This window comes from Lentzea sp. NPDC102401, from assembly GCF_044765805.1.
GTDB classification, from domain to species: Bacteria; Actinomycetota; Actinomycetes; order Mycobacteriales; family Pseudonocardiaceae; genus Lentzea; species Lentzea sokolovensis.
In genome coordinates this window covers 17813-39900 of record NZ_JBIWKS010000015.1, presented here as the reverse complement: position 1 = coordinate 39900, position 22088 = coordinate 17813, and the positions used below count along the sequence as shown (strand labels likewise).

General features: G+C 68.7%; 17 protein-coding genes. 2 read left to right on the top strand and 15 right to left on the bottom strand.

Going from position 1 to position 22088, the window contains the following annotated elements; all coding sequences use genetic code 11:
- Nucleotides 1–9: 9 nt before the first annotated feature.
- The 3 genes from ACIRG5_RS39090 to ACIRG5_RS39080 all read right to left on the bottom strand — a co-directional run bounded on the left by ACIRG5_RS39090 (nt 10) and on the right by ACIRG5_RS39080 (nt 4466).
- Nucleotides 10–432, bottom strand: coding sequence for a roadblock/LC7 domain-containing protein (locus tag ACIRG5_RS39090; protein ID WP_030468876.1), 423 nt, complete (start codon nt 430–432; stop codon nt 10–12).
- Complete coding sequence (locus ACIRG5_RS39085) at nt 429–3251, bottom strand: nitrate- and nitrite sensing domain-containing protein (protein WP_402914670.1); 2823 nt, start codon at nt 3249–3251, stop codon at nt 429–431. Before ACIRG5_RS39085 ends, ACIRG5_RS39090 begins: the two co-directional genes overlap by 4 nt.
- A 219-nt stretch (nt 3252–3470) precedes the next feature.
- Nucleotides 3471–4466, bottom strand: a complete 996-nt coding sequence (locus ACIRG5_RS39080; RefSeq protein WP_402914667.1) for an ABC transporter substrate-binding protein — start codon at nt 4464–4466, stop codon at nt 3471–3473.
- Nucleotides 4467–4664: 198 nt separating this feature from the next.
- Here ACIRG5_RS39080 and ACIRG5_RS39075 point away from each other — a divergent pair, with 198 nt between their 5' ends.
- Entirely contained in the window at nt 4665–5834 is a 1170-nt protein-coding gene (locus ACIRG5_RS39075) for a 4-hydroxybenzoate 3-monooxygenase (RefSeq protein ID WP_402914665.1), read from the top strand.
- Nucleotides 5835–6010: 176 nt separating this feature from the next.
- A complete protein-coding gene (locus ACIRG5_RS39070) occupies nt 6011–6748 on the top strand; it encodes an IniB N-terminal domain-containing protein (protein ID WP_402914662.1) in 738 nt (245 codons plus the stop codon).
- A 175-nt stretch (nt 6749–6923) separates the two neighbouring features.
- Here ACIRG5_RS39070 and ACIRG5_RS39065 read toward each other — a convergent pair whose 3' ends face one another.
- The 12 genes from ACIRG5_RS39065 to ACIRG5_RS39010 form a co-directional block, all read right to left on the bottom strand.
- Nucleotides 6924–7724, bottom strand: a complete 801-nt coding sequence (locus tag ACIRG5_RS39065; protein WP_402914659.1) for an ABC transporter ATP-binding protein — start codon at nt 7722–7724, stop codon at nt 6924–6926.
- Nucleotides 7708–8475 (bottom strand): ABC transporter permease, encoded by a 768-nt coding sequence (locus ACIRG5_RS39060; RefSeq protein WP_330273634.1) that lies wholly within the window; start codon nt 8473–8475, stop codon nt 7708–7710. The genes ACIRG5_RS39065 and ACIRG5_RS39060 overlap by 17 nt, the downstream gene beginning before the upstream one ends.
- A complete protein-coding gene (locus ACIRG5_RS39055; protein ID WP_402914655.1) occupies nt 8472–9050 on the bottom strand; it encodes an ABC transporter permease in 579 nt (192 codons plus the stop codon). The genes ACIRG5_RS39060 and ACIRG5_RS39055 overlap by 4 nt, the downstream gene beginning before the upstream one ends.
- A gap of 246 nt (nt 9051–9296) precedes the next feature.
- A complete protein-coding gene (locus tag ACIRG5_RS39050; RefSeq protein WP_402914653.1) occupies nt 9297–12029 on the bottom strand; it encodes a helix-turn-helix domain-containing protein in 2733 nt (910 codons plus the stop codon).
- 115 nt (nt 12030–12144) lie between these two features.
- Entirely contained in the window at nt 12145–14859 is a 2715-nt protein-coding gene (locus tag ACIRG5_RS39045; protein WP_402914650.1) for a helix-turn-helix domain-containing protein, read from the bottom strand.
- A 172-nt stretch (nt 14860–15031) separates the two neighbouring features.
- A complete protein-coding gene (locus ACIRG5_RS39040) occupies nt 15032–17764 on the bottom strand; it encodes a hypothetical protein (RefSeq protein ID WP_402914647.1) in 2733 nt (910 codons plus the stop codon).
- 169 nt (nt 17765–17933) lie between these two features.
- The gene (locus tag ACIRG5_RS39035; protein ID WP_402914644.1) at nt 17934–18668 is read right to left on the bottom strand and encodes a pseudouridine synthase; all 735 of its coding nucleotides are present in this window, start codon (nt 18666–18668) and stop codon (nt 17934–17936) included.
- Nucleotides 18661–19527 carry an SMC-Scp complex subunit ScpB gene (scpB, locus tag ACIRG5_RS39030; RefSeq protein ID WP_402914641.1) on the bottom strand — a complete coding sequence of 289 codons (867 nt, stop codon included), beginning with the start codon at nt 19525–19527 and terminating at the stop codon, nt 18661–18663. The genes ACIRG5_RS39035 and scpB overlap by 8 nt, the downstream gene beginning before the upstream one ends.
- A complete protein-coding gene (locus tag ACIRG5_RS39025) occupies nt 19524–20357 on the bottom strand; it encodes a segregation and condensation protein A (protein ID WP_402914639.1) in 834 nt (277 codons plus the stop codon). Before ACIRG5_RS39025 ends, scpB begins: the two co-directional genes overlap by 4 nt.
- Nucleotides 20354–20677, bottom strand: a complete 324-nt coding sequence (locus ACIRG5_RS39020; protein ID WP_360032446.1) for a hypothetical protein — start codon at nt 20675–20677, stop codon at nt 20354–20356. The genes ACIRG5_RS39025 and ACIRG5_RS39020 overlap by 4 nt, the downstream gene beginning before the upstream one ends.
- Complete coding sequence (locus ACIRG5_RS39015) at nt 20674–21597, bottom strand: ParA family protein (protein WP_402914635.1); 924 nt, start codon at nt 21595–21597, stop codon at nt 20674–20676. The genes ACIRG5_RS39020 and ACIRG5_RS39015 overlap by 4 nt, the downstream gene beginning before the upstream one ends.
- Nucleotides 21598–21736: 139 nt before the next feature.
- Entirely contained in the window at nt 21737–22066 is a 330-nt protein-coding gene (locus ACIRG5_RS39010; RefSeq protein ID WP_402914633.1) for an ArsR/SmtB family transcription factor, read from the bottom strand.
- Nucleotides 22067–22088 lie beyond the last annotated feature (22 nt).

Here is a 22088-nt window from a genome sequence, read left to right as displayed (position 1 = left end):
TCTCTCTACTCAGGCTCTCATGGAAACGTGCAGCTGGGCGCGAATCTCCGGCGTCAGCTGGAGGCCGACCCTCTCCACCAGGCGGGTCATCGCGTAGCCGATGAGCCCGATGTCGCAGTTGGGTGCGGCGAGCACGGCGAGGCAGGACCCGTCGCTGATGGACATCAGGAAAAGATAGCCCCGTTCCATCTCGACGACGGTCTGTTTGACCTCGCCGGCCTCGAAACAGCGCGCCGCGCCGAGGTTCAGCGAGACCAGTCCGGACGAGACGGCGGCGAGCTGCTCCGCGCGGTCGTGCGGCAGACGGTCGGACGAAGCGAGCAACAGGCCGTCGGCGGAGACGACGATCGCGTGCGCGACACCGGCCACCCTGCTGACGAAGTCCTCGACCAGCCAGCTGAAGTTGTCCAGTTCCTCAGTCGCGGTGGTCACTGGCGTTCCCTTTCTGCGATCACGGGGATGCCTCCGACGGCCGAGTCGAAGAGCGACTCACGGCCCATCTGGACACCCTTCTGGTACGTGGCGAACCGCTGACGCAACCGGTCGGCGGACCGGCCTGGGATGGCGGCGGCGCTCGTCAGCTGGGGTGCCGGCGACGACGGCTTCGGCAGCGAACCGGGGACCAGGCGCGCCTTCGGGACGCGCTTGGGCAGACCGTTCTCCGTCGTCTGCGCCGTACCACCGTTGCCGAGTGCGCCCGCGGCCTTCCAGCCCTCGTCCGCCGCGCCCCAGTCGGAGTCGGCGTAGTCGGCGACCGCGCGCGGCACCGCCGTTGGTGCCTCGATCTTCACGGTGTCCGCCGAACGGTGCCGCTTGGGCAGGCCGTTCACCGTGGCGGGCTCCGCGTCGTGCTCCGCTTCGTCGTGCCCTGCGAGGTCGTGCCCTGCCTGGTCGTGCACCGGCTGGTCGTGCTCGGCGCGTTCCGGCTCCGCTGACGGAATGACCTTTGTGGAGGGTTCGGGCGCCGACGGGGTCTGGAACCACCGCGACAGGTCGTCGTGCGAGATCAACGGCTCGTCGACGATCGCCGGGAAGATCTCCGTGGCGGGATCGGCGGGACGGTCCGCCGGCGGCTCGTAGGAGTACCCCTCTTCAGCGGCATCCTCAGACGCCTCGATCCGCGCGGTGAACAGGCCGTCCGTGGACGTCTGCTCGATGCGGTGCCGGCCGGAGTTGTCGTCCTCGGTGACGGGGCCCGGCACCATGACCGGGTGCTCCGGCGTCCACTTCGGCACACCGGACAGGGCCTCGCCCGCGCTGGTGGACTCGATCGCGGAGGGAACCGGTGCGGCCGGCAACGGCAGCGCGGGAGCGGATCCCTTGTGCAGCAACGAGATCGGCAGGATCACCTGGGCGGTGACGCCACCCTCTATGTCGTCGTTGTTCCCGAGCGTCACGCGGATCTCGTGGCGCTTCGCGAGCTGGCCGACCACGTAGAGGCCCATCTCGCGGGCCACCGAGACGTCGACCTCCGGCGGCTCGGCGAGCTTCGCGTTGAACTCGACGACGTCGCTCTCCTGCATGCCGACACCGCGGTCGTGGATGCGGATGGCGACCTCGCCCTTGCGGGTCTCTATCGTCCGCACCGTCACCTTGGTGGTGGGCTTGGAGAACGCCGTCGCGTTGTCGAGCAGCTCGGCGACGAGGTGCGCGAGGTCGTTGACCACGCGGCCCTGCACCATGAGCTCCGGCGTCGGCGCGATCTGGACGCGCGCGTACTTCTCCACCTCGGACACCGCGGCGCCGAGCACCTCGGCGATCGCGACCGGGCGGGTGACGCGGCGGTTGACCGTCGTGCCGGAGAGCACCAGCAGGTTCTCGCTGTTGCGGCGCATCTGCGTCGCGAGGTGGTCGAGCTCGAACAGCGACGCCAGGTGGTCCGGGTCCTGCTCGTCCTGCTCGAGCCGGTCGATCACGCTGATCTGCCGCTCCACCAACGCCTGCGAGCGCCGCGACAGGTTGATGAACATGTCGTTGACGTTCGCGCGCAGTGCCACCTGCTCGACGGCGAGGCGGACGGCTTCGCGCTGCACGAGGTCGAACGCCCTGGCGACCTGACCGACCTCTTCGGTCGTGTTGAGCGGCACCGGGACGATCGCCTCCTCCGCGGCCCGTTCGGGGTCGCGGTGCGAACGAATGCGGCGAATCGCGTCAGGCAGCTGGTTGCGTGCCACATCCAGTGCGCTGCGCCGCAGCACTCGCAGCGGCCGCAGCATCGACTGCGCGACCATCGCCATCAGACCGAACGCGATCAGCAGCGAGATGGCGACCAGTCCGGCGTCACGCCACGCGGAACCCCGTGCCACGTCGGCAAGGCGCGTGGTCGTCGCGTCGGCCTGGCTCTCCAGCTCGGTCGCGACCTCGCGAACCAGGTTCGCGGTGTCCTGGCCGATCTTGAGCACCTCGGCGTCCGTGATGGACACGGGCTTGCGTTCGGCGTCCTGCGCGAGCGCGAGCCGCACCAGCCGGTTGCGACCGTCCACGGCCGAACCGGACACGACGTCCTGGAACTTCTGCTGGTTGCCGGCCGAGGCCACGTCGTTGAACTCGTTGAACGCCGCGTCCAGCCGGGACTGCGCGGCACGCAGCTCGTCCGCGGCGCCGGGCGCGAAACCCTTGCGCAGCGCGGTGGACGTCAGGATCGAGTTCTGCTGGCCGAGCTGTTCCTGCGCGGTGTAGAGCGCCTGCGCCGCCGTGACCAGCGGAACGATCTCCGGCTCGCTGAGGCTCGACACCGCGGCACGGTGCACCGTGCCGAGCGACGCGATGATCTGGTTGTACGCACTGATCACGGCGACGTCGGGGTACTTCGTGCTCAGCAACGTCACGCGCAGGCTGCCCAGTCCGGCAAGGGCCTGCAGCGACTTGGTGAACGACTCCTGCAAGGGCGCGCTCAAGGCCGTGGCCGTCGCGCCCGAATCCCTGTACTTGCTCAATTCCACATCGGTGAGACCCGTGCGGGCGGCGTGCTCAGGGCACGCGTTCTGCCTGCCGGCGGCCACACACTGCACTGCCCAGTCACGTTCGACCTGTAGAGCGTTTTCCACCTTCGCGGCCTGGTGGCTCACGGCGAGCTCGCGCTGGACGCTGCCGAAGAGTTCGACGTCGTCGAGCTGGGTGTTCAGCCTCAGGCCCGCAAGAGTCGCGGTAGTCAGGGCTGGTACTAGCAACACCACCGCGAGCTTGCTCCGCAACCGCCAGTTGCGTAGGCGGAACCGGTCGATGCCTCGCTGGTCCTCACGACCGCGCACCGTCAACACTCCCCGCCCCGTTTAATAACTGCAAACCTGGTGGATCTTGGAGTAAAACGCGCTGTTCTCATACCGCCGTTCGGACGACAAAACAGCTGGTTCGAGAATCAACAACTTGAACCGGGCGACTAAACGGCCCCTAAGCGATAATTCATCTGGTGGAAACGTTCGCGCGGGTGACCGTGATCACGGCCTGATCACAGTCACCCGCGCGGTTCGTCAACTACCGGAGGGCTGGATGAGCATCGGCTTGACGTCGAGCTCCTTGTCCATCATCTGGTACCGCACCATCAGCTGGACGACCCGCTGAAGCCGGGTCGCGTCGAGCGTGGTCGGGAAGGCACCGAAGTGGACGAGACCAGCGGTTTCCTTGTCGACCTTGGCGTACTCGACGAGCAGCGGCTCGACCGTGGGACGGTCGGCGGCTTCGGCCTGACCCTTGGCCATCGCGCGCTGGAACGCCGCGACGGTCTTGGGGTTCTCCTTGGCGAAGGCGCCGCTGGTGGCGTAGCCCGCGATCGGGATGTTGTCGGTCGGGCCGGACGCGGCGTCCAGCACCTTGATCTGACCGGCGGCGCGCTGCGCGCGAGTGATGAACGGCTCGACCATGAAGGCGGCGTCGACGGACTTGTTCTGGACAGCGGCCTGCATGTCCGGGAACGCCATCTCCTTGAACTTGACCGAGTTCACGTCCACGTTCGCGGCCTCGAGCGTGGCCTTCGCGGTGAGCTCCGCGATGTTCTTGAACGTGTTGATCGCGATGGTCTTGCCCGCGAGGTCAGCGGGGGTCTTGATGGCGGAGTCACCGCCGGCCAAGATCAGGAACATGTCGGGTTTTGCCTGGTAGCCGTCGGAGATGAGCTTGATTCCGTCGACTGCCTTCGCGGCGTCCTTCGATTGGGCGGCGAAGAACGAGACCCAGTTGCCGAACGTGAAGTCCAGCTCCTTGCTGATCAGGCCGGGGATCGCCGCGGCTCCACCCTGGATGACCTTCAGGTCGACCTCGAGGCCTTCGGCCTTGAAGTAACCCTTCTTGATCGCGACGTGGACGGACGCCACGTCGAGGATGGGTAGGACCCCCAGAGTGATCTTGGCCTTCTCGACCGGACCACTGGTGTTCTGGCCAGTCTGGGGTGCCTGCTCTGTGCCGCCGAGCGCACCACAGCTCGCCACGGTGGCGAGCAGCGTGGCAAGGGCGATGCCACGGATGGCCATACGGCGGACTCTTCGAGTCATCGGGAGCACTCTCCTGTCGGAGCGGTGTCGTCGTTGCGGGGAAGGATCGCGACGGTCAACCACTCAGAGTAATGACGCTGCTCCAAAAGACCCCAGTTGACCGACACGAGCAGGTTCCAGTCAACTACCTGCGGTGAGCATCTAAGCACAGCAGGTCTAGGGCTAGGAGAACCCCAGTTGAAGCGCTCCGTGACCGTTGTCGGCGCAGGGCCGGCCGGTCTGACCTTGGCAAACCTGATCCAGCAGTCAGGTATCGACTGCGTCGTGATCGAAAAAGCTAGTCGAACCCATGTGGAAACCCGAGCACGGGCGGGAGTCCTGGAACACCGCTCCGTAACCATGTTGGAGTCACTCGGACTGGCAGATCGTTTGCTGATGGAAGCAGACCGTCACGGTACGTGTGAATTCCGCGTGAGCGGCCAGGCGTTCCAGGTGTCCTACAGCGACCTCTACGGCGGCCGCGAACACTACGTCTACCCCCAGCAGGAAGTCGTCAAGGACCTCATCGGGGGATTTCTGGACACGGGTGGGGACATCCGGTTCTCGGTCAGCGACGTGGAGCTGCACGACCTGACGTCCTCGTCCCCCTCAGTGGCCTTCACCAGCGAAGACGGCACCCGCGAGACCATCACGAGCGATTTCGTGGCAGGCTGTGACGGATTTCATGGCGTAAGCCGGCCCTCCATTCCCGAGGGCGTGCTGACGGAATTCACGCATCAGCACGGGATCGAGTGGCTGGCCATTCTCGCGGAGGCCCCTCCGTCGACTAAAGCGATCATTTACGCGCTGCACGAGGACGGATTCGCGGGACATATGTTGCGGTCGCCGTCGATATCCCGCTTCTATTTGCAGGTGCCAGTCGGAACAAAGGCCTCCGATTGGTCCGACGAACAGGTCTGGGAAGCGTTGCACAAACGTTTCGCACTGCACGACTCGTCGTGGGGACTGACCGAGGGAAAGATCATCGAGAAGTGCGTGCTCGACATGCGCAGTCACGTGGTCGAGCCGATGTCGTACGGCCGGCTCTTCCTGCTGGGTGACGCAGCCCACATCATCACCCCGGTCGGCGCCAAGGGCATGAACCTCGCCATGAACGACGCCGCAACGCTCGGACGTGCGCTTATGGACTTCTACGCCACCGGATCCGAGACCGGTCTCAAGACCTACTCGGAGGACTGCCTGCGCCGCGTCTGGAGGGCACAGGAATTTTCACAGTGGATGGTGAACATGATCCACACCGATGTCAGCTCCCCGTTCTTCGGACGGTTGGCCCAGGCGCGGCTGGAGCACCTGGCCGAGTCCCCCGCCTACCGCGCCACCTTCGCGGAGAACTACGTCGGCCCGTGATGGCGAAAAGTCGACCCTCAAGGGTGAAATCCCCGCCCCCCTAACGGGTGACGCCCTCCCCCTAGGGATCTCAGTACGTCACAATCTGGGGCCAACTCCCGATGCTGGGGGATGTCGTTCGTCCATACGGTTCATCACGACATCCCCCGATCCACCCCACAGGGAGCTCGAGTTCCATGGCCACCCAGACCACGCTGCACGACTTCACCCTCAACCTCCTCGGCGACCTGGACGCCCGCGAGGCGTTCCAGCTCGACCCGGAAGGCACCCTCGAGGCCGCGGGTCTGGGCGACATCTCGCCGGTCGACGTCCACGAGATCCTCCCGCTGGTGCTCGACAGCGCGTCCGTCGTGAAGATCGACGCGATCGACAAGGTCCTGGTCGAGGCGGGCGACCTGACCGCCGTGGACAGCCTCAAGCTGATCACCGGCAACATCGAGGGCGTCACGGGCATCGCCGACGTCGCCGCCCCCTCCGCGATCACCGCGCTGGTCACCGACTTCGGCGGCCTCGGCGACGTGACCGGCACCCTCGACGTCGTCAACGCCGACGAGGTCGTCTCGGACGTCACCGGCATCGCCCACGACAGCTCCGTCGTCAGCACCGTGACCGACCTCGCGGACGTGCACGGCATGACCGACGTGGTCGTGAAGGACCTCGACGCCGACGTGCTCGTGAAGGACGTCGTGGACTCCGACGTGCTGGTCAAGGACGTCATCGGCTCGGCAGACGTCGACGTCAAGGACGTCCTGGACGTGACCGACAACGTCACCGGCAACGTCGTGCAGGACGTCGCTCAGGTCGGCGACGTGCACAACGACCTCGGCCAGGTCGTCGGTGACGTCAAGGTGGGCGACATCGACCTGCTCGACGGCGGCATCGGCAACGGCGCCGACCTCGACATCCACTTCTGATCTTCTGTGTTCGCCCTGTAGGCCAAGGGGAACCGCACGACGGGCGCTCAGCGCTCTGCCCCCGAGCGCGGGCGCCCGTTTCGCCACAACAGTGCTCACACCCTCCAGTTGGCACTGAGAACGCAGCTGAGCCCCGGACCGCGGTGGTCCGGGGCTCAGCTGTCAGGAACGACTGTCAGGACGAGACGGTCTCGCTCAGCGATTCCCGTTCCGCCGCAGCCCACTTCTCGACGTCCATGGTGGTCTTGCCGCCGACGTTCAGCAGCCGCGCCACCTTGGAGCGCAACGCCACGAAGGCCTCGTCGGTGCGCGTGGTCACCTGGTCGCGCTCGGCGGGAAGCGGCACCTCCAGGTCGGCCACCAGCTTCGCGGGCGAGCCGGACAGCACCAGGATGCGGTCACCCAGGTACACCGACTCGTCGATGTCGTGCGTGACAACGAGAACGGTCGTGTCGTGCTCACGGCGCACTCGAAGCAACAGGTCCTCCAGTTCGAACCGGGTCTGCGCGTCCACCGAGGCGAACGGCTCGTCCATCAGCAACAACGCCGGCCGGTACGCCAGAGCGCGGGCGATCGCCACACGTTGTTGCATCCCACCGGAAAGCTGCCACGGCCGCTTCTTGGCCGCCGCGCCGAGACCCACCCACTCCAGGGCTTCGGCGGCACGGGCGCGGCGCTCGGCGCGCGGCAGGGACCGCAGCGGGAACTCCACGTTGCCCTGCACCGAGAGCCACGGGAACAACGAGCGCGAGTAGTCCTGGAAGACCACCGCGAGGTGGGAACCCTTCAGGGACACGTCACCGCGGGAGGGTGCGATGAGTCCTGAGATCGTGCGCAGCAGTGTGGACTTGCCACATCCGGATGGTCCGACCACGCAGACCAGCTCGCCGGCGCGGACGGTGAAGGTGAGGCCGCCGATGGCCTCGTAGTCGCCGTAGGTGTGGCCCAGGTCGGCCACCTCAAGCATGTTGCTCATCCCTGCTCCTCGGTTGCCAAGCCAAAGCCCTGCGTTCCACCGCCAGAAGCACGGTGTTGAGTCCGTAGCCGAGCACGCCCAACAGGACGATGCCCGCCCACATGCGCGTGTAGTCGAACTCGCGCTGTGCCTGAATGAGTTGTGAACCGATGCCGTTGTCCGTGCCCACGAGCTCGGAGATGACCATCAACACCAGGGACAGGGACAGGGACACCCGCAACCCCGCGAAGATCTTCGGGGAGGCCGCGGGCAGCACGACGCCCAGAACCCACTGGTAGCGCGGGATCCGGAAGACCGCGGAAGTGTCCACTTTGGTCACGTCGACGGAACGGGCACCGTCCACGCTGTTGAGCAGAACCGGCCAGATCACGCCGAAGACGATCGTCGCGAGCTGCATCGACGTGCCCGTCTTGAACAGCAACAGGAACACGGGCACCAGCGCGGGCGGCGGGATCGAACGCAGGAACACCAGCAGCGGTCCCGCGTACTCCATCGCCCGGTCCGAGCGGCCGAGCAGCAGACCCAGCGCCACGCCGATCACCGACGCGATCGCCCAGCCCGACAACAGCCTGCCGATCGACGGCAGGATGTGCTCGGTGACGTTCTCCGGCTCCAGGACCCACCACTCCCAGGCCGCCGTCACGATGTCGGACGGCGGCGGGAAGAACGGGTCCTCGGCGACCATGCCGAGCAACTGCCAAACGACGACGAGACCGGCGAACACGGTCCACCGTTGAAGAAACTTGTTCACCAGGCCACCCAACGCCGGCGGACGCGCTCAAGACCGCTGTTCAGCAGGACGCCGATCACGCCCGCGACCACGGTGCCGACGAGCACCTGGTCCATCCGGCCGGGCCCGCTGCGGGCCTCCATGATGAAGTAACCGAGCCCGATCTGGCTGCCGGCCATGAGCTCGACGCTCACCATCACGATCAGCGCGGTCGTCGCCGCGAGCCTGATTCCGGTGAGGACGAACGGCAACGCGCTCGGCAGTGCCACGCGGAACAGCACACCCACGCGTCCGGTGCCGAAAACCCGTGACGTCTCGACGAGCAGGGGGTCCAGTTCGTCGAGCGCGTAGATGGTGTTGAACAAGATCGGCCACAACGCGGCGTAGACCGCGAGCGTGATCTTCGTTTCAGGGCCGAACCCCAGCATCACCAAAGCGAGCGGAATCAGTGCGACAGAAGGGATCGGGCGCAGGAACTCGATGACCGCGCGGGTCGCGTGGCGCACGGCGGGAACGCTGCCGAGCACCAGTCCACTCGGCACCGCGATGGCGATGGCGATCGAGATGGCGATCAGCACCGCCAGGACCGTTGCCACCACATGACTCATGAAGGCGGGAGAGGTCAACTGCGTGACGAGCTCACCGAACACGACGGACGGTGGCGGAAGCGAGTCAGCAGGTAGAAGGGGAGAGCGTCCTAAGAGCTCCCAGAGCGCGAGGAACCCGGCAATGCCGAGTAGTCCCCTTGTGAACGCACGCACTCGGTCACCCTAGAGAGTGGATCTCGGCTTCACAATGCGTGGTTGCTCAACTCCGGGTTGTTTCCCACACATCGCGGCGGTTCAGCAGACCTCTACGCGCGCCACTTCGCCGAAGCTCTTAACCCATTCGGAGTCCGTGAGCCGTGCGCCGTCTTTTTCACACATCCGCTTGATGATCGAGCCGGTGTCGAGGTCGTACGGCAGCAGCTCGGGATCCTGGCCTCCGCTGCGCACGAGGAAGTCGCGGTTCTGCGGCCGGTACACCGCGCGCGTCGAGTTGCCGTGCCCGACGACGTACACGAGCCGGTCCGCCGCACGGTCGTTCGGGTAGAGCTGGTGCACCTCGAAGATGTTGTCGCGGACGACGGCCACGCGGCCGTCGTCGGAGAACGTGACACGGGCTCCGGCACGCAACGCGGTGTCGAGCCGTGCGCGCAGCACGGGTGTTCCGCTCGGCACGCGCTGCCACACCTCGACGATCGACTCCGGTGACGAGTGCTCGACGGCGAGCCAGCGCCCGTCGCCGCTGTAGGTGATGCCGCGGACGTAGACGTGCTGCGGCAACGGCGGTCCCGCGGACTCGACGGTGCCGCCGATGCTCCAGAACTCGATGGTCGTGGTGCCGGTGACCGGGTCCCAGAGGCCGGTCGCGAGCTCACGGCCGTCCTGGCTCAGCGCGACGGTCTCGGGGTCGCGCACCGGCATCGGCAGCTTGCGGGGGTTGCGCGGGTCGCTCAGGTCGTAGAGCTCCGCGTGCTCGGACTCGTCCGGTGTCGGGAGCCCGACCTCGACCGCGTCGCCGACCTTGCCGACGAGCCGCGAGCCGTCCGGGCTCAGGTCGAGCGTGCGGAACCGGCTGGGCAGCGCCGTGAGGTAGGTGATGTCGCCCGCGTCGTTGACGGCCCACAGGTGTTCCTGGCCGGTGAAGTCCTTCGTGACGGCACGGCGTTCGGCGAGCTTGACGACCCGGTGGCGGTCGGCGAACTTCTTGCCCGGCACCGCCTTGTCCTCGTCGATGCTCCACATCCGGTCGGTGCCGTCCTCGTCGGTCACCGCGGCCATCTCCCCGCGCGGGGCGACCACGACCTCCGCGTCGTCCTTGGGCGTGCCGGTGAACGGGATGCCGCGCGCGACCGCGCTCGCGAGCCGCAGCACCTTCTCGGCCTCGGCCGACGGGCTGACCTCGTAGCCGACCAGCGCGTACTTGTCCGCGTACGGCCGGCGCTGCTCCAGCAGCGCCTCGGACTGCGACAGCGCCTTGCCGCCGAGCATTCGGTCGTTCATCTCGGTGATCTTGCGTTCGTTCGCGAGCGCGTAGACGACGGTGCCGGGCACCAGCGCGAGCAGCACCGCCACGACCGCGATCAACGCCGTCGAACGGCGCGTCTCCCGCTTGATGCTCCTGTCGACGAACTGGCGCTCGCCCACCGTCAAGAACTCGCCGAGCTCCTTGGCCTTGCGCAGCCGCGGGCCCCGGTAGAGCGCCAGCGGGTCGCGGTCGCTCGCCTCCCACAGCTCGATCGCGGTGACGAGCTGCTGGTGCGTGCGGAGGTTCTCGCGTTCCTCGTCGATCCACCCGGCGAGCCTGGGCCAGCGCAGCACGGCGTCGTGGGTCAGCTCGACGCCGTCCTCGGTGAGCGTCACCAGCCTGGCCTTCGCGAGGAGGTCCAGCAGGTGCGTGTCGATGTCCAGCCTGCGGGCGCGGCGTTGCGCGATCCCGTTGCGCTGCACGGAGACGAGCCTCAGGAAGATCTGCCTGGCCGCGCGCTGGTCGTCCTCGCCGAGGCTCGTGAAGAACGTCTCGGCGGCTCGCGCGGCGACGTGCTCGATGCCGCCGGACTCCTCGAAGCCCGCGAGCGACAGCGTCATGCCGCGCTTGCGCCGCCACGTCTCGACCAGTGCCTGCTGCACCAACGGCAGCGCGTGCTGGTTCGCCGCGTCGGCCACCAGCCGGGCGATGACCGCGGTCTCGACGGTGGCACCGATCTTGGCGGCGGGTTCGGTGATGGCGCGGCGCAACTGGTCCGCGCTCATCGGCTCGATGACGACCTCGGTGCCGCTGATGCGCTTCTCACGCCAGCGCTGCTCGTGGTCGGCGCGCACGGAGAGCACGACGTGGGGGCAGCGGGTGACGGCGGCGACGAAGTCCTCCGCGTCGAGCGCCTTCTCGAAGTCGTCGACGAGCAGCACGAGGCCGGGGCGGTGCTGGCGGATCCGCAGCCGGAGGTGCTCGGGGTCCTCCCGGAACTCCTCGGCCAGGCGGTCCGCGGTGGTGTTCTCGAAGACGCCGGCGAGGGCGGCGGCCAGGTCCCCGATCGGGTCCTGCCCCGGCGTGATCACCACGGCGTCGTCCAGGGCGGGGTGCAGACCGGCCCGCAGCAGCGACGTCCGGCCTGATCCGGAGGCGCCGAAGACGACGGTGAGGGGCTTGGCCCTGACCGACTCGACGACCTGCTCCACGAGGCACTCACGCCCGAAGTACCGCTTCGCGTCGTCCTCGGTGAACGGGGCGATGCCGGGGTACGGCGTGTTCGGGTGCAACGGCTGCGTGTGCTCGGCGGCGAGCTCACGCCAGCGCCTGGTCCACGCGGCGGGATCGGCCTCACAGGCACGCACGAACGCAAGCGTCAGCGCGAGCGACGGCAGCTTGCGCCCACCGGCCGCGTCGGACAACGCGGTCGGCGAGTAGTTCGCGCGCCTGGCCAGTTCGCGGTAGCTCGGTTTGCCTGCCTGGTCCCGCAGTCTGCGCAGGTCACCGGCGAACCGCAGCAACGCGGTGTCCTCCGGACCCAGCGGTCGTTCACCTCGTGGCATGCCGCCTCCCGGCCGGATTGTCCACCAGAGGTTCGCCCGCCGTCTAACGGCCTGCTAACCGCTCACCACCCTGACGTGCGCTTCGTGATCGTTCCACCTGCCAGGTGCTGGGCTTTCAGTCGCGGCACGGCGGGGTGAAGTCGAGATCACCGAAGTACTGCTCCCACTCCTCGCGGGTCATCCGCGGGATGGCCTGTTCGCAGATCCTCACCGCCGGGTCGCGCGGGTCGGCGTTCCACAGCCGCACCGCGCGGTCCGCACCGCCCGTCACGACCTCGTCGCCCTGGGGCGTCAGACCGACCGCGGTGACCGGCCCGGCGTGCCCGCGCAGCAGGGCCTGCTCCACCGGTTCGCCGGCACCGAGCCGCCAGAGCCGCACCAGCCCGTCGTCGGTGGCGATCGCGACGTGGTCCGCGCCGAGCCAGGCCGAGGTGACCTCGCCGCCGCCAGAGGGGATCCTGGCGCGCAGGACCGGGCCGCGCGGGTCGGTGGTGTCCCAGAGGTGCACGGCCGTGCGGGCGGTGGTCAGCAGGTGCTCGGCGCCGACGAACTGGGCGGTGCCGGCGAACTCCCTGGTCAGCGACAGGAGCTTGACGTCGCGCGGGTCGGTGACGTCGACCAGGTGCACGGCGCGGCCGGTGGTGACGGCGGCGAGGACCTGGCCGTCCGGGCGGAACGACAGGCCCGCCAGCGGCCCCAGGCCGAGCTGCGCCGTGGTGAGGAGCCGCGGGCGTTCGTCGCGCAGGTCCGTCCAGAAGCTCAGGGTGCCGGTCTCGTCGGTGGTGACGAGAGTGCTGCCCTGCCAGGCGATCGCGATGGCGCGCACGGGAAGCACGGGCAGTTCGCGTGGTTTGCCGAGGGAGACGTCGACGACGTGCACGGTGCCGTCGTCGCCGGCGGACGCCACCAGACCGCCGGTCGAATCCATCGCGAGAGCGGTGACGGCGCCGGAGTGCCGGGTGGCGTCGTAGGAGGTGCGCGGCGCCGGCAGGTCGGCCAGGCCCGTCAGCACGACCGTGCCGTCGCGGTGCCCGGTCGCGACCTGCTGCAGGGTCGGCCCGACCACGAGCGCGGTGATCTCGGACTGGGCCTCGCGCAGCACCTGGGAGGGCACGTCCTCCTGCCGCAGACCGTTGCGCGCCTGAGGTAACGGCACGAGCTGATAGGCGGCGAGCGCGACCTGCTGGGCCAGAGCGGGGTTCGTGGAACGCAGTGCGGCGGCGTCGCCGACGGCCCTCAGGACGGCGGCGTTGGCACGTTGCTCGTCGGCGGCTTTGCCCGCCTGCAAGGCGAAGGCGGTCGAGCTGGCGGCGACGACCACGAGTGCCGCCAGCGCGGCGAGCAGCTGACGCTGGCGGCGGGTGCGTCTTCGCGCGCTCGCCGAGACCTCCTGTTCCGCGGCCAGGCTCGCGGCGAGGAAGGCGCGTTCCCCGGCGTTCAGGGAGAGTCCGCCGGGAACGTTCGCGAGCCGGCGTCCCCGCAACAACGCGCCCGCGTCGCGGTCGAGCGACTCCCAGGTCCGCGTGGCGAGCGTGAGTTCGCGCTGTGCCTTGATGTTCTCGCGGTCCTCCTCCACCCAGCCCTGGAACGCGGGCCAGCCGCGGATCAACGCCTCGTGCGCCAGTTCGACGCCGTCGCGGTCGATCACCACGAGCCGCGCCGCCGCCAGCGCGAACAGCACCTCGTCGTCGGCTTCGAGCTCGGCGTGGTCCGCGCGGCGTTTCGTGTCCTCGGCGGTGACGAGCCGCAGCAGGATCCGTTTCGCCTGTTCCCGCCCGGCCGGGGAGAACGCGTCGAAGACCTCCTGCGCGGTACGGGCGACGGCGTGGTCGAGGCCGCCGACCTCCTCGTAGCCGGCGAGGGTCAGCGTCATGCCGCGCCGGTGCTGCCAGGTCTGCGCGAGCGCGTGCGACAACAACGGCAACACGGCCGCCTGCCCGACCGCGTCGGCCATGAGCCTCGCCAGCAACGCCGTCTCGACCTTGGCTCCCACGACCGCGGCGGGTTCGGTGATCGCGAGGCGGAGCTCGTCCGGCGTCATCGGGCCGAGCAGGAGCTGGGAGCCGTCGAGCGCCTCGACCAGTTCGGGGTACTGCGCGCAGTGGCCGTAGTAGTCGGCCCGGATGCCGATCACCACTTTCTGGCAGGCGGTGAGCGCCGTGATCAGCCACTGGCGGAGCTCTTCGTCGCGGCACAACGTGAACAGCTCTTCGAACTGGTCGACGACCACGAGGTGTCCGTGGCGGTGCCGGAGTCGCCGCGGGTCTTTCAGTTCGCCGGCGAGCTCGATCGCCTCCCCGCCGGTGAGCCGGGCGAGCGCGAGCGCGCACTCCTCCACGGGATTCGCGCCGGGAGTGAACAGCAGGACGGGTTCACGGGTGCGGGCGATGAGACCGGCCCGCAGCAACGACGACTTCCCCACACCCGACGGCCCGAACACACCCGTGAACCGGTTCTTGGTGGCGAGAAGCTCGGCCGTCAACCGCTCCCGCCCGAAGAACTTCGGCGCGTCGTCGGGCTGGAACATCGCGAGCCCGACGTACGGACTGTCCTCCGCCGCACGCGGTTCGGCCTCGGCCACCGCACGCCACCGCCGCGCCCACTCCTCCGGATCGGCGTCACAGGCCTTGGCGTACGCCTTCGTCACCGCGAGACTCGGCAACTTCCGCCCGCCCGCCGCCTCCGACAACGCCGCGGCCGAGTAGTGCGCCCGCCGGCTCAGCTCCCGGTAGGTGGGGCTGCCCGCGCGCTCCCGCAGCCGCCGCAGATCCGCCGCGAACCGCAGGACACCGCTCTCGCCCTCGTCGAGAGGGCGTTCCCGTCTCGGCATCCCGTCATTGTTCAGAGAACTTTGTTCAGCGGCGGACACATGACCGTGAACAACCCGTTCGCCCTAATGTCGAGGCAGACGCAACTACGGGGAAGACCCGGTGCTCGCGCCCCGAACCGGCGCCGGAGTGGCCGTGGGTGGCTCGCGCACGTGCCACCCACGGCTCACGAACTCAGCAGACGGGCACGCGCTCGATGTCCGGGAAGTACTTCGCCCACTCCCGATCGGACAGTTCGGCGCCGCCGAGGCACATGTCCCGCACGATCTGCTCGGCGTCCAGGCGGAACAGCCAGATGCTGCTGTCCTCCGTCATCACCATGAAGACGTTCGACCAGTTGCCGGCGGACCTCACGTCGGCGGTGAAGTTGTCGAAGCCCGCGACCTTCACCGGAGCGTCGCGGTGCGCCAGATCCCAGACGTTCGCCGTCCTCGCCGTGGAGAGGAGCACCTGACGGCTGTCCGGCGAAAACTTGATCATCGGCTCAGCGGTGCCGGCGAACTGCTCCGGCAGATCCGCCCAGTGGACGGGGTTCGCCGGATCGGAGACGTCCCACGCGGTCGTGATCGCGCTGCGCGGGTTCGGCAGCACCAGCAGGCGGCTGTCCGGGCTGAACTCCGGCCGGTTCGAGGAGACGGAGCTGTCGATCCGGCCTGCGAGGCGAAGTTCGGCCCCGTCCAACCGCCAGAGCTCGATCCGGCTGCCGCCTTCGTCAGCCCGCACCACCGCGAGCGTCCGGCCGTCCGGCGCGAGTCGCAGGTCGTGTGCGGTCTCACCGCCCACCGGCCCGATCTCCCGCATCTGACCGGAACCGTCGTGTACCCAGACCGTCGGCATGGCCGCGTTGTCCTGGCCGGTGCGCACGAGACCGGTGACGACGTCGACTCCGTTGTTGCTCACGACCGTCAGGTTGCTGAGCACGGGGAGATCGGCGAGCCTGCGCCCCTCCCCGGCCGGGGAGATGTCGTACAGCCCGTACTTGTCCTTCCCGGCGACGACCGCGCGGCGATCGTCCTCGCTGACCGCTGCCGGAACGGTGGGCAGGGAGCCGACCATCCTGTCCTTCAGGAGGTCCCACAGTCCTACGTCGGTCCTCCCCTCGTCGACCGCCGCGTAGAGCGTGCCGCCGTCGACCTTGACGACCTGCCGGCCGGAGCGGGCGGGCCTGTACTGCCTCTGCCGGGACGCGGCATCGGTGCTGAGCAGAAGATCGCGGTGGGCATCGCTGGGCGACACCCGGTACACGGCCAGAGCGAGGCGCACGGCCTGTCCGGTGTCCATCGGCATCCTGGCGAGCCACCTGGCCTCTGCGGCGGCGTTGCCCGCCACCGCGATGTCGCGTTGCGCGGCGGCGTCGTCGGCCTTCCTCATCGCGAACACGACGGTGCCCGCCAGCAGCAGTACCAGGACCGACAACACGGCCACGACCGCACGGGCACGACGGACGCGGCGGCGGCCTTCCGCCTGGCTCGCGCTGAGGAAGGCGCGTTCGGGTTCGGTCAGCGAGTCCGCGCTCAGTTCCGCGGCCTGGGCCAGCCGGGCGCCCTGGTAGAGGAGGTCGCGGTCGCCGTCCCACTCGGCGGCGGCCTCGCTGAGCTGGTGGTGCACGCGCAGTGTCTCGCGGTCTTCAGCGATCCAGTCCCGCAGTCTCGGCCAGGAGCGGATCAACGCCTCGTGGGTGAGTTCGGCGTGCTGCTCGGTGAGCGTGACCAGGCGGGCGTTCGCGAGGTGTTCCAGGACCTCGGCGTCGAGGCCTTCGCGGTTCGCGCGGCGTTTGGTGTCCTCGGTGCCTTCGCCCAGCGCGATCAGGCGCAGGAAGGTGCGGCGGGCGGTCTGCTGCTGGTCCTCGGTGAGCTGCGAGTACACGGCCTCGGCGGTGCGGGCGATGGCGTGCTCGACGCCGCCGGCCTGCTCGTAGCCGACGAGCGAGAGGGTCATGCCGCGGCGGCGGTGCCAGGTCTCGACGAGGGCGTGCTGGACGAGCGGCAGGGCGGCCGGCTGGCCCGCGACGTCCGCGACCAGGCGGGTGACCAGGGCGGACTCGACGGTGGCGCCGACGCGCTGGGCCGGTTCGGTGATGGCTCGGCGCAGTTCGTCGGTGGTCAGGGGGCCGACGAGGAGCTGGGCGCCGTCGAGGGCCTCGACCAGTTCGGGGTGGCGGCCGACGTGGCCGTAGAAGTCGGCGCGGACGCCGATGACCACGTGCGGGGCGCTCATCAGGGCCTGGACGAACCAGTCGCGCTGTTCGGGGCTCGCGAGCGTGAAGACCTCCTCGAACTGGTCGATCACCAGGACGAGGCCGGCGTCGTGCTGCCGGATCAGCAGGCCCAGCGCCGCGGGATCGGCGAGCTCGCCGCGCAGCACCACCGCCGAGTGCCCGGTGAGCTGGGCGAGGCGGACGGCGCACTCGTCGAGCGGCTGGACGCCGGGGGTGAAGATCAGCGCCTGCTTCAGCCTCGGCAGCAGGCCGGCACGCAGCAGTGACGACTTGCCGGAGCCGCTCGCGCCGAACACGCCGACGAACGGGCGCGCGTGCGTGAGTTCGACCAGTTTCGCGGTGAGTTTCTCGCGGCCGTGGAAACGGTCGGCATCTTCCTTTTGGAAGGCCTTCAATCCCACGTACGGGGCTTCACCCGTCGGTTCCGGTGGCGCGGCGATGTCTCGCCAGCGCTGTTCCCACTGCTGCGGATCGCCACCGCACGCCGTGACGTAGGCGAGAGTGACCGCGAGGCTCGGGAGTTTCTTGCCGCCGGCGGCGTCGGACAGCGTCGCGGCCGAGTAATGCGCGCGTGAAGCGAGCGCGCGATAGGACGGTTTGCCCGCCTTCTCGCGGAGTTTCCTCAGGTCGGCGGCGAACTGGCCGAGTTCGGTGTCTTCGCAGTCCAGCGGACGTTCGGTGCGTGGCATGTCGGTCTCCCCCTGAGACTGATTGTCCACACCTTGTTGTTCAAAGCGCACTTCCGACCCCTTACAACGTCGTCGCCATAGCGTTTCCGTCGCAAGGTGAATGGGGATTCACCGCAGGTCGCTCCTCCGGCTCTGGGGGCCGGAGGAGCGAGCGGGGTTCAGATTCTGATCAGAGGCCGACGAGCTTGTAAAGGCCGCCGACTTCCTGGCGGTTCAGCACCCGCATCGAACCCGGACGCTGGTTCCCGAGGGAGACGCCGCCGACAGCGACACGGACCAGCGACTGCACCGGGAAACCGGCGGTCTCCATGAGGCGGCGGACGATGTGCTTGCGGCCTTCGTGCAGCACGATCTCGACCAGCGCCTTGCCGGGAACGGAGCTGATGAGCTTGAAGGAGTCGACCTTGGCCGGCCCGTCCTCGAGCTCGATGCCCTCTTTGAGCTTCTTGTTGAGGCCCTTCTCGAGAGGCCCGGGGACCTCGGCGAGGTAGGTCTTCTTGACGTGGTAGCTCGGGTGCATCAGCCGGTGCGCGAGCTCGCCGTCGTTCGTGAGCAGCAGCAGGCCCTCGGTCTCGGCGTCGAGGCGGCCGACGTGGAACAGCCGTTCCTTGCGGCTGCGCACCAGGTCGCCCACGCACGGACGACCCAGGTCGTCCTCCATGGTGGAGAGCATCCCGTACGGCTTGTTGAGCGCGATCGTGACGACGTCCTCGCGGATCTGCACCCGCAGCCCGTCGACGTGCACGATCGCGGTCTCGGGGTCGATCCGCCGCCCCTGCTCGGTGACGACCTTGCCGTCGACCTGCACCCGCCCCTGCTCGATCAGTTCTTCGGAAGCGCGGCGCGAGGCGACCCCCGCCTGCGCGAGCACCTTCTGCAGGCGCACGCCCTCGTTGTCAGACATCGTCGATCGCATCCACTTCGGGCAGGAGCGGGGCGATTGGCGGCAGGTCGGCAAGTGACGACAGCCCCAACCGCTCCAGGAACAGTTCGGTCGTGCGGTACAGGATCCCACCCGTGTCGCTGTCGGTGCCCGTCTCCTCGATGAGCCCCCGTGCGACCAGGGTCCGGATCACGCCGTCCACGTTGACGCCGCGAACCGCCGCGATCCGCGCCCGCGTGACAGGCTGCCGGTAGGCGATCACCGCGAGCGTCTCGAGGGCCGCGCGGGTGAGTTTCGCGCGCTGACCGTCGAGCAGCAGCTTCTCCACGAACGGGGCGAACCGGTCCCGCGTGTAGAACCGCCAGCCGTCCCCCGCCCTGCGCAGGTCGATGCCGCTGCCGGACTCGGTGTACCGAGCAGCCAGTCTACGGAGTGCCGCCTTGATTCGCTTAACCGGCTGCTCAAGGGCACTGCTGAGCTGGTCTTCGGCGATCGGGCTGTCCACCACGAGCAGGACGGACTCGAGCGCGGCCTCGAAGACCGCGTCGTCGGTCAGGTCGGGCAGGCCGCTGTCCTCGATCGCCTCCTCGGGGGCGGCGGCGAGGAGCTGGGCCTCGAGGGCGGTGGCGTCTTCGGCGTCGGCCGGGTCGGGCTCGGGCTCGGGTTCAGGGGCCTCGGGCTCGGCAGCGGGCTCGTCCAGCACAACGGCGGCGGGAGCGGCGTCGTCGAGAGCGGCATCAGGCTCGGGCTCGGCGGCCTCGACCTCCGCCGCCTCGACCTCCGCCGCCTCGACTTCCGTGACCTCGGGTTCGCCCCCGTCGAACGCCGGTCCCGGCTTCTCGATCTCCGCCGCGTCCGGCCCGACCAGTGGCTCGCTCATCCGCCGTAGTCCTCATCCTCGTGGCCGGCGTGCACCTGCGCCTGCGCGTCGTCCAACGTCCCGCCGACCCACGTCACCTGCAGCGGCCCGAGCGGGTCCTCCTGCTCGAAGGCCAGCGACTTCTCCCGGTACAGCTCCAGCAGCGCGAGGAACCGCGCCACGACCTCCATGGTCTCGGTGCAGTCGGCGACGATCTCCGAGAACGACGCGGTGCCCTTCTCGATCAGAATCGCGCGCAGCATGTCGGCGGTCTCACGGATCGACACGCGGTGCTGGTGGATGTGGTCGACCGACAGCGTGCGCTTCTGCTTCGGGCGGAAGGAGGCGGCCGCGATCAGCGCGAACTTGTGGGGCGTGACGCCGAGCATCACCTCGGGCAGCAGGCCTTCGAAGCGCGGTTCGAGCGACACCGAACGCGGGTAGCGCCGGAACGCGCCCTGCTCCAGTTCCGCGAACAGGGCCGCGACCTGCTTGTAGGCGCGGTACTGCAGAAGGCGGGCGAACAGCAGGTCGCGTGCCTCCAGCAGGGCCAGGTCGTCCTCGTCCTCGACGTCACCGGTGGGCAGCAGCCTGGCGGCCTTCAGGTCCAGCAGCGTGGCCGCGATGACCAGGAACTCGGTGGTCTCGTCGAGGTCCCACTTGTCACCCATGCCGCGCAGGTGCGCGATGAAGTCGTCGGTGACCGTGTGCAGGGCCACCTCGGTCACGTCGAGCGTGTGCTGGGAGATCAGCTGCAGCAGCAGGTCGAACGGACCTTCGAAGTTCGTGAGCCTGACCTTGAACTTGCCATCGTCCGGAGCAGCAACCTCAGCAGGGGCTTCCTCGGTCACTGCTCGCGCAACCTGCGTACCAGCAACGACGCGTCGCCGTGCGTCTCGAGGTCGTCCAGCACGATGGCGATCGCCTCACGCACCACACGACCGCGGTCGACGGCCAGCGAGTGCGAGCCGCGCAGCACGAGCCGCGCCTGCTCCAGGGCCAGCAGTTCCTCGTCGGACACGTAGACCGTGATCTTCGTGGTGTGCTTGGTGCGGCCGGAACCACGGCGCTGCTGCGGCGTGACCTCGTCCGAGGAGACTTCGGGCGCGGGCGCGGCAGAGGTCAGCCGGAACAGTTCCGCGGCCCCCGGCAGTGAAGGGCGACGGTTCACCGGGCGATCACCTCGCGAGCCAGGCCGCGGTACGCGTTGGCGCCGGCCGAGCGCGGCGCCCAGCGGGTGATCGGCTCACCGGCCACGGTGGTCTCCGGGAAGCGCACCGTGCGGTTGATGACCGAGTCGAACACGATCTCGCCGAACGCCTCCACGACGCGTGCCATGACCTCACGCGAGTGCAGCGTGCGCGGGTCGTACATCGTGGCGAGGATGCCGGTGATGTCGAGCTTGGGGTTCAAGCGTTCCTTGACCTTCTCGATGGTGTCGATGAGCAGCGCCACCCCGCGCAGCGAGAAGAACTCGCACTCCAGCGGGATCAGCACACCGTCCGCGGCCGCGAGGGCGTTCACCGTGAGCAGGCCGAGCGAGGGCTGGCAGTCGACCAGCACGTAGTCGTAGTGGTCGATGACGGGACGAAGGGTGCGCACGAGGGTGTGTTCGCGGCCCACCTCCGACACCAGCTGGATCTCGGCCGCCGACAGGTCGATGTTGCTCGGCAGCAGGTCCATGTCGTCGATCATGGTCTTGCGGATGACGTCGGGAACGGCGGTGTCGTTCTCCATGATGACGTTGTAGATCGTGGTTTCCAGCTGGTGCGGGTGCACGCCGAGACCCACCGAGAGCGCGCCCTGCGGGTCGAAGTCGACGAGCAGCACACGCCGGCCGTACTCGGCCAGCGCCGCACCCAGGTTGATGGTCGTCGTCGTCTTGCCGACGCCACCTTTCTGGTTGCAGACGGCCAGGATCTTCGCCGGGCCGTGGTGCAGCAACGCCGGCGGATCAGGGATGTGACGACGCGGTCTGCCCGTCGGGCCGATGCCGTCGACCTGCTCCGTGGCGACGTCGTCCACCGGCGCGGCGTGCGGAGCCAGGCTCAGATCGGCACGGGGCGCGAAAGCGTGCTCCGGTGTCGACATGGCTGGCGATCCCTCACTGGTCGTAGTCGTCTCTCCGGGCGCAGCCTAGGCCGCACCCGTGCGAGCGGCAACGCGCCTCGCCGGGCCGGTGGGGGTGGGAACATGTTTTGGGGGTCGGCATGTCGCAGTCAAGACTTGATTAGACAGTGACATCCGTTCGTGTTCGCCGATCGGCGGCCGAGAGCACCACGTCCAGCAGGCCTGGGAACAGATGATCCAGGTCATCGCGGCGCAGTGACACCCACCGTTGATTGCCGCGGCATCGTGTTCGTGTGATGCCCGCTTCGCGTAATACCCGCAGATGCTGGGAAAGGGTCGACTTCGCTACGTCGACCTCGAAAGCCCCGCACAGCCTCTCGCCGCTCATCTGGATCTGGCGCACGACCGCGAGCCTTGTCGGGTCACTCAGCGCGTGCAGCACAGCGGCTAGATCAATGGCCTGTGGGGACGGCTCGTCCAAGTTCGGCACCTGCCCACCGTACCCGTGGAAG